This is a genomic window from Microcystis sp. M53602_WE12 (assembly GCF_030065455.1).
Lineage (GTDB): Bacteria > Cyanobacteriota > Cyanobacteriia > Cyanobacteriales > Microcystaceae > Microcystis > Microcystis aeruginosa.
In genome coordinates this window covers 1-6,504 of the sequence record NZ_JASJFB010000313.1, presented here as the reverse complement: position 1 = coordinate 6,504, position 6,504 = coordinate 1, and the positions used below count along the sequence as shown (strand labels likewise).

Annotated in this window: 12 protein-coding genes; 2 read left to right on the top strand and 10 right to left on the bottom strand. The window is 40.2% G+C overall.

Going from position 1 to position 6,504, the window contains the following annotated elements:
* The first annotated feature begins 123 nt into the window (after nt 1–123).
* Nucleotides 124–447, top strand: coding sequence for a type II toxin-antitoxin system VapC family toxin (locus PX482_RS11200; RefSeq protein WP_331852486.1), 324 nt, complete (start codon nt 124–126; stop codon nt 445–447).
* Here the strand turns inward: PX482_RS11200 and PX482_RS11195 are convergent.
* The 8 genes from PX482_RS11195 to PX482_RS11160 all read right to left on the bottom strand — a co-directional run bounded on the left by PX482_RS11195 (nt 415) and on the right by PX482_RS11160 (nt 3,129).
* Nucleotides 415–600, bottom strand: coding sequence for a hypothetical protein (locus PX482_RS11195; RefSeq protein WP_125731736.1), 186 nt, complete (start codon nt 598–600; stop codon nt 415–417). The two genes, PX482_RS11200 and PX482_RS11195, sit on opposite strands and share 33 nt — an antisense overlap.
* Nucleotides 597–1,025 carry a putative toxin-antitoxin system toxin component, PIN family gene (locus tag PX482_RS11190; RefSeq protein ID WP_002763576.1) on the bottom strand — a complete coding sequence of 143 codons (429 nt, stop codon included), beginning with the start codon at nt 1,023–1,025 and terminating at the stop codon, nt 597–599. The genes PX482_RS11195 and PX482_RS11190 overlap by 4 nt, the downstream gene beginning before the upstream one ends.
* Entirely contained in the window at nt 1,025–1,264 is a 240-nt protein-coding gene (locus PX482_RS11185; protein WP_002750644.1) for a hypothetical protein, read from the bottom strand. Before PX482_RS11185 ends, PX482_RS11190 begins: the two co-directional genes overlap by 1 nt.
* Nucleotides 1,265–1,452: 188 nt before the next feature.
* Nucleotides 1,453–1,863: a type II toxin-antitoxin system VapC family toxin gene (locus PX482_RS11180; RefSeq protein ID WP_002750647.1), complete on the bottom strand. Its 411-nt coding sequence runs from the start codon at nt 1,861–1,863 to the stop codon at nt 1,453–1,455.
* Entirely contained in the window at nt 1,856–2,104 is a 249-nt protein-coding gene (locus tag PX482_RS11175; RefSeq protein WP_002738017.1) for a hypothetical protein, read from the bottom strand. Before PX482_RS11175 ends, PX482_RS11180 begins: the two co-directional genes overlap by 8 nt.
* A gap of 150 nt (nt 2,105–2,254) precedes the next feature.
* A complete protein-coding gene (locus tag PX482_RS11170; RefSeq protein WP_284525956.1) occupies nt 2,255–2,401 on the bottom strand; it encodes a DUF4926 domain-containing protein in 147 nt (48 codons plus the stop codon).
* 60 nt (nt 2,402–2,461) lie between these two features.
* Nucleotides 2,462–2,890: a putative toxin-antitoxin system toxin component, PIN family gene (locus PX482_RS11165; RefSeq protein ID WP_288058357.1), complete on the bottom strand. Its 429-nt coding sequence runs from the start codon at nt 2,888–2,890 to the stop codon at nt 2,462–2,464.
* On the bottom strand, nt 2,890–3,129 hold the full coding sequence (locus tag PX482_RS11160; RefSeq protein ID WP_052275296.1) for a hypothetical protein: 240 nt from the start codon (nt 3,127–3,129) through the stop codon (nt 2,890–2,892). The genes PX482_RS11165 and PX482_RS11160 overlap by 1 nt, the downstream gene beginning before the upstream one ends.
* Nucleotides 3,130–3,373: 244 nt before the next feature.
* On the opposite strand from PX482_RS11160, the gene PX482_RS11155 reads away from it, so the two are divergent.
* Nucleotides 3,374–3,493: a type II toxin-antitoxin system Phd/YefM family antitoxin gene (locus tag PX482_RS11155; protein ID WP_002777099.1), complete on the top strand. Its 120-nt coding sequence runs from the start codon at nt 3,374–3,376 to the stop codon at nt 3,491–3,493.
* Nucleotides 3,494–3,656: 163 nt separating this feature from the next.
* Here PX482_RS11155 and PX482_RS11150 read toward each other — a convergent pair whose 3' ends face one another.
* Both PX482_RS11150 and PX482_RS11145 read right to left on the bottom strand, forming a co-directional pair.
* Nucleotides 3,657–4,958 (bottom strand): Swt1 family HEPN domain-containing protein, encoded by a 1,302-nt coding sequence (locus PX482_RS11150; RefSeq protein WP_287662640.1) that lies wholly within the window; start codon nt 4,956–4,958, stop codon nt 3,657–3,659.
* A gap of 93 nt (nt 4,959–5,051) precedes the next feature.
* Nucleotides 5,052–6,504: GltB/FmdC/FwdC-like GXGXG domain-containing protein (locus PX482_RS11145; RefSeq protein WP_288122447.1), on the bottom strand; the 1,453-nt coding region annotated here is incomplete at its 5' end.

Sequence of the window (6,504 nt, the reverse complement as noted above, 5' to 3'; positions counted from 1 at the left end):
TTTGTACCAATTTATGTACTACGAGAGGGATAATGCAAGGTTTTTGAGAGTCCCAATCGGATTTTCGCAGCATGAACATCGGATTTTAACAGGTCAAAAGCCTTATTTTAAAAGGGTTTTACCATTATTCAGCAAACCCTAATTATTAACCAAAATAACGAAATATTAATCAGCCCAGCATCCTATTGGGAAATCGCCATCAAAATCAGTATCGGTAAACTCATTTTACATCAATCTTACAAAGATTTTATCGACGTATGCCTTAATCAATATCAATTTAATATCCTTGCCATCACACCAGAACATACGGATGCGCTGATCACCCTTCCTTTTTATCATAAAGACCCCTTTGATCGCCTTCTGGTAGCTCAAGCCATTGTTGAAAATATTCCGATTATTAGTGTAGATACTATTTTAGATCGGTACGGTATTCAACGTCTTTGGTAGGGCGATCGTTTTTCTCAACCTATCGGAAAACTCGACACTATAACCCCTTTCTAATCCCTCGATTTGATGTTTTTCTACCAATTTCCCACGTCTCCTGCGGATAATCTTGCTTCGCGAATATCTTTTAATAAAATCCCATTGAGTAAAGTTCATAATTCATGGTTATTATTTCGATCTAAAAAGTCCAGAAAGTCTTTTGCTTTCACGATCTGAATATTTTGATATTCAACCAGTGAAAGAAGATGTTTGTCCCCCGTGATAATATGGGTCGCATTGCCAACAATCGCACATTCTATGATCATATCGTCATCGGGATCATTGGGAACGGCTCTAAGTGTTCCACCTATAGAAACAATGCTAGAAGCATCACAAATTTCCTCAATGTATTTTCTAACTCGTTCTTCAGGAAATTTGATTTTTAGTAGAAGTTTTTCGGATAATTCGCCTAAAATCTCTGGACAAGTGACCGATCGAATCAGTTTGCTTTGGGCTAGGGAAAAACAACTATTCGGGCTACCGCTTTTAGAAAGCGCAGCAGATATGAGAATATTTGTGTCGAAGACAACAGTATAAATCACTACTTCTCATGAACGATTTCATCGATAAATTCTTCTCTTTCGTCTTCCGTCATGGTATCCCAATCGTAGCCGCGTTCTGCTGCGACGATTTTTGCCTGTTGGCTTCCGTAATCGGTTATAGCTTCCATATTTCCCCACTGACGCTGGATGAGGAATCTAAATAGTTCCTGTTGCTGTGCTTCGGGGAGTTGTTTGACTAATTCGATTACTTGTTCGTTGCTTAAGGTTAAGTTCGGCATAGGTCGCTTCTAGACAATAGCATGATTAATCAGTTTAACACGAGTCCTTAATGGAGAGGGTTTTCGGTTCGCCTACACCTTCCGGGCTTCGATCGGTTAGAATCGAGAAATTATCGGCCTAGAAAATCCTTTCATCTTCGCGCTTGCCGTAAAATTATATCTTTAACTAAATGGTGATCGCTAATTAATTATCGTAGTAAAGCTTGAAAACCTGCTTGAATAAAATGAACATCTGAAGTTAAAGCGTCGGTAATTTGATTTTCTTCCATAACAATAAAAGAAAAACAATCTACTAATCCCCAGCTTTTATCAGATCTTGATTCGTAGAGCTTTAAGCCTTTTTGAAAAAGAGTAGAAGTGATAGTAACAACGAATAAATTATCGGTTTGATAGCATTGCTTGATAAAGGCAGAAACCTTAGGACGATTGTAATGACTAAGAGCATTACCAACCTCCATAAAAATGGCTTCAGTAACCCAAACTGCTGTTGCATTTTTTACATAGGGGAGGAACTGCATAGCAATTTGATGATATTGATCATGAGGATTGAGAATTGCTTGGATAAAGACCGTATCTAAAAAAAGTTTGGACTTATTCATCGCTTATATTTCTTTTGGGAGTATCATATAAATAATGATCGTGTTCCCTTGACCAATCTTCTGGAGCTTCATAGGTGCCAGCCATTTCTTCTAACAGTTCCCAAGCATTTTTATGGTTATTTTCTAGTGGATCTTCCCGAGAAATAATTTGGATGATGTAATGGGTATTGGGTTCTAATTCAATCTTTTCTTCGGGACGGAAAACCATTCCATCATAACTAACTCGTAGATTTTTTATCATAATGGATTGTTGAGAAGTAATTCGATTACGGCCTACACAGTGCCTTAAGGCTAGTGTAACACACCCTCTCAACTATAACTGCCGTGCGATCGCACCCTCTTCTAGATGCCGATATTCTGCTAAAGATGGGAAAATATCAGTCCTGTAGAGTCAAGGTCGATCCTCGTGGGTGGGGAAACGGAGGGAATTTTCGGGCAGGGTGACAACAGTAATCGTTTTTCCCAACCTATCGAAAAATTCGACACTATACCCGGTTTCTAATCCCTCGATTTGATGTTTTTCTACCAATGTCCCCACGTCTCCTGCGGATAATCTTGCTTCGCGAATATCTTTTAATAAAATCCCATTGAGTAAAGTTCATAATTCATGGTTATTATTTCGATCTAAAAAGTCCAAAAAGTCTTTTGCTTTCACGATCTGAATATTTTGATATTCAACCAGTGAAAGAAGATGTTTGTCTCCCGTGATAATATGGGTAGCCTTGCCAGCGATTGCACATTCTATGATCATATCGTCATCGGGATCGTTGGGAACCGCTCTCAGTTGTCTTGTTATCGGAACAAGGCTAGAAAATTGACGAATTTCCGCGATATATTCTCTAAGTCCCCGTTCAGATATTTGAAATTTCTGCTGAAGTTTTTCGGTTAATTCGTCTAAAATCTCTTGGCAGGTTACTGAAGATACCGATCCCGTCTTCGCTAACGATAAGCAGGAAAATGTAGGGCTGCTTTTAGACAGCCAAGCAGAGATTAATATATTTGTATCAAAAACAACTACATAGGTCACTATTTTTCGTGAACGATTTCATCGATAAATTCTTCTCTCTCGTCTTCGGTCATAGTATCCCAATCACGGCCGCGTTCTTTGGCTACGATTCTAGCTCTTTCTGCTCCTTCGTTAAATACTGGTTCCAACTGTCTCCACTGACTGAGGATGAGAATTTTATAAACTTCCTGTTGCTGTGCTTCGGGGAGTTGTTTGACTAATTCGATTACTTGTTCGTTGCTTAAGGTTAAGTTTGGCATAGGTCGCTTCTAGACACCAGCATGATTAATCAGTTTAACACGAGTCCTTAATGGAGAGGGTTTTCGGTTCGCCTATCCCTTCTCTGCGTCGATCAGTTAGAATCGAGAAATTATAACAAATCTGGTTATTTTTGCATGAGTAGAAAACGGGTTTCTCGGAGAAACCCGTTTTCTGTGCGTTACTCAACGGATTTAGTATTATCGGCCTAGAAAGTCCTTTCATCTTCCCGCTTGCCGTAAAATTATGATTGTCTCTCTCCAAGAAGCTCAAGCCAAACTGCCCGAACTGATATACAATCTCAAACTAGGGGAAGAATTGTTAATTACCGATAATAATTTCCCACTGGCAAAATTAAGCCGATGATAAAGAACACTTACAAGACTTCGCGGAGTATCTGCCTTGAAATGTCTAATCGATAGCCATACTCTGCTGTGTTACACACTCAAGGAATCCCGACTCAGTAGCAGCACCCATCAACTTCCTAAAGGGTGGCATAAATCGACTAAATCCTTATCTTGCAAGAGTTCTATTGATTAGTTCGTTCTAGATCGAAAACAATTGACAAAATCGCATCAATGTCCTTCTCTATAAGGGTTTCATCCCTTATAACTCCGTCCATTGCATAGCACAAACCGAAGAACCCGTCAGATGGTGACTTTCTTAATAGATCCATCAATTTTTCGGATGGTAACTTTCTTAATGCATCCATCAATTTTTCGGTTTTCATTCGTCTTAAGTTTAAGCCAGAAGGAGTGATAAGAGAATGGCATGATGGTAACTTTCCTACTAGATCCATCTTTTTGGATGGTGACTTTCTTAATGGAGCCATCAATTTTTTGGATGGTAACTTTCCTACTATATCCATCAATTTTTCGATGGGATATTGTCTATCTTCTATAGAATTTGCTTCTTCTTGTATTAATCCTACTTCTTCAGTAGTTAATATCAGTCCTTCAAGTTTCTGCTCCGCGTTCTTGATTGTTTGAATTAAGTCTTGGTATATTTTTTGGGCTTCGTCCAACTCCTTTTGGGTAAAAAGATTATTATGAGCTACTTTGTTTCTGGTTTTATACAGTTTCTCCCAATTAGATTGAAAATTTCTGTCTTTAAATGATTCCTTAAAAAACTTATCACCGTTGCTTTTAATTTTTTCTCTTAATTTACGAATTGCTTCGGGAGTTTCTTCAAGCCTATCAATTTCTTTAATTAAATCCTCTTTGGTTGTACAACCAGATGAAAGCTTGTATATAATCGAACCTAAATCATCAAAATCTATCAGATAGAGTTGATTGTCAATATGGCTTGCAAATTCTTTTTCATTATTTTTTCTCTGATCAACTTTCTTTCTAAAATCTTGGGTGGATACCTTTGTCCACCAATCCACTCCTATCTTGGTTGTCATGAATTTCGTTATGTAGTCTCTTAAACGGCGTTCCACACGATTAATACAAGGATAAATTTGATTAGCAATCTGTTCAGAAATTTCGTCTTTTACTATATCCAGTTTTTCTAATTTTTGGTCTTTGAAAAATTTTAAAATTGGAATACGTTGAGGTTCTAAACAACCATATTCTCCCTTTACAACAATTGAAAAACCTGTAATACATTTATCTTTGCTGTCTTGATCAAATTTAATTGGATTTACTGTAATTTCTATAAAATTATCCTTGATTTGGCGACTGTTACAATCTATTTGTGGTGTTCCATTCCAAAATGAATTATTCGAGGCGAGAAGATAGACTAAATTATCAGGAGTTTTGATATGAGATTGATTAGAAGTGTCAAATGCAAAAATTTCAAAGGTGAGAAAATTGTTTTGTGTGTCCATTGGAATGACAGGAGTTAGGTCTATAAACAACATCTACCCTCTATTTTAACTTGTCTATTGAAAAAAAGGGGGCTTATTCAGCCCCCTTAACCTCTAACTACCGCCAATCCTTGCCACATCGCGGGCGTTGGCTTCAAAAGCCGCATCGAGAGCAGAATCGCCGGTTAAACCGGAATCTAACGCCTCTTTAATACACTGCAACATCCGCTTATAATCCTTGGGCATTACTTTAACAAACTGGGGCAACATTTCCGACCAATTTGCTAAAACCAGGGCTGCTTTTTGACTTTGGGTGTAATCAGCATGGCGTTGAATTAACTCGCGTAAATCGTTGATTTCTTCCCCTTCTAGCGCCTCTAAAGCTACCATTTGGGTATTGCAACGAGTGGCGAAATCCCCCGACTCATCGAGGACGTAGGCGACACCACCACTCATTCCGGCGGCGAAATTGCGACCGGTGGGCCCTAAAACAACGACTTTACCCCCCGTCATATACTCGCAAGCGTGGTCGCCAACGGACTCAACCACCGTAGTCACCCCAGAGTTACGCACCCCAAAACGTTCCCCAGCAACCCCAGAAATATACACCTCACCACTGGTCGCGCCGTATAAAGCCACATTACCGATGATAATATTATCCTCGGCCACAAAAGTGGAACCTTTGGGCGGATAAACGATGATTTTGCCACCGCTTAAACCCTTACCCACATAATCATTGGCATCCCCTTCTAACTCCAGTGTCACCCCTTTGGGAACAAAAGCACCGAAACTTTGCCCCGCGCTGCCCTGAAAATGGAGATGTACGGTATCTTCGGGTAAACCCTCCCAGTGACGTTTAGTGATTTCGTTGCCTAAAATCGTCCCCACCACGCGGTTAATATTTTTAATCGGTAGTGTCGCCTTGACTTTTTCGCCTTTTTCAATGGCATCCTTGCATAAATCCAGTAAAACGGTTATATCCAAGGACTTATCTAAACCGTGGTCCTGGGGAATCTGGCAATAGCGTCCTACCTCTGGAGCTACCTCCGGTTGATAGAGAATCGGAGTTAGGTCAATTCCTTTCGCTTTCCAATGTTCTACCGCCTGTTTCGGCTCTAATACATCAGTTCGCCCCACCATTTCATTTAAGGTGCGGAATCCCAATTCGGCCATAATTTCCCGCACTTCCTGGGCGATAAATTTCATGAAATTCACCGTATATTCAGGATCCCCGATGAAATTCTTCCGTAATAACGGATCCTGGGTCGCTACCCCCGCCGGACAGGTATTAAGATGACAAACCCGCATCATAATACAGCCCAACGTTACCAGTGGCGCGGTGGAAAAACCGAATTCTTCGGCCCCCAATAGGGTTGCCACCACCACATCGCGCCCGGTTTTCATCTGGCCATCGGTTTCCACCGCAATGCGACTGCGAAGATTATTTAACACCAATGTTTGATGGGTTTCTGCTAGTCCCAACTCCCAGGGTAAACCCGCGTGTTTAATCGAGGTTTGGGGTGAGGCACCGGTCCCACCATCGAAACCAGAGATTAAAACCACGTCG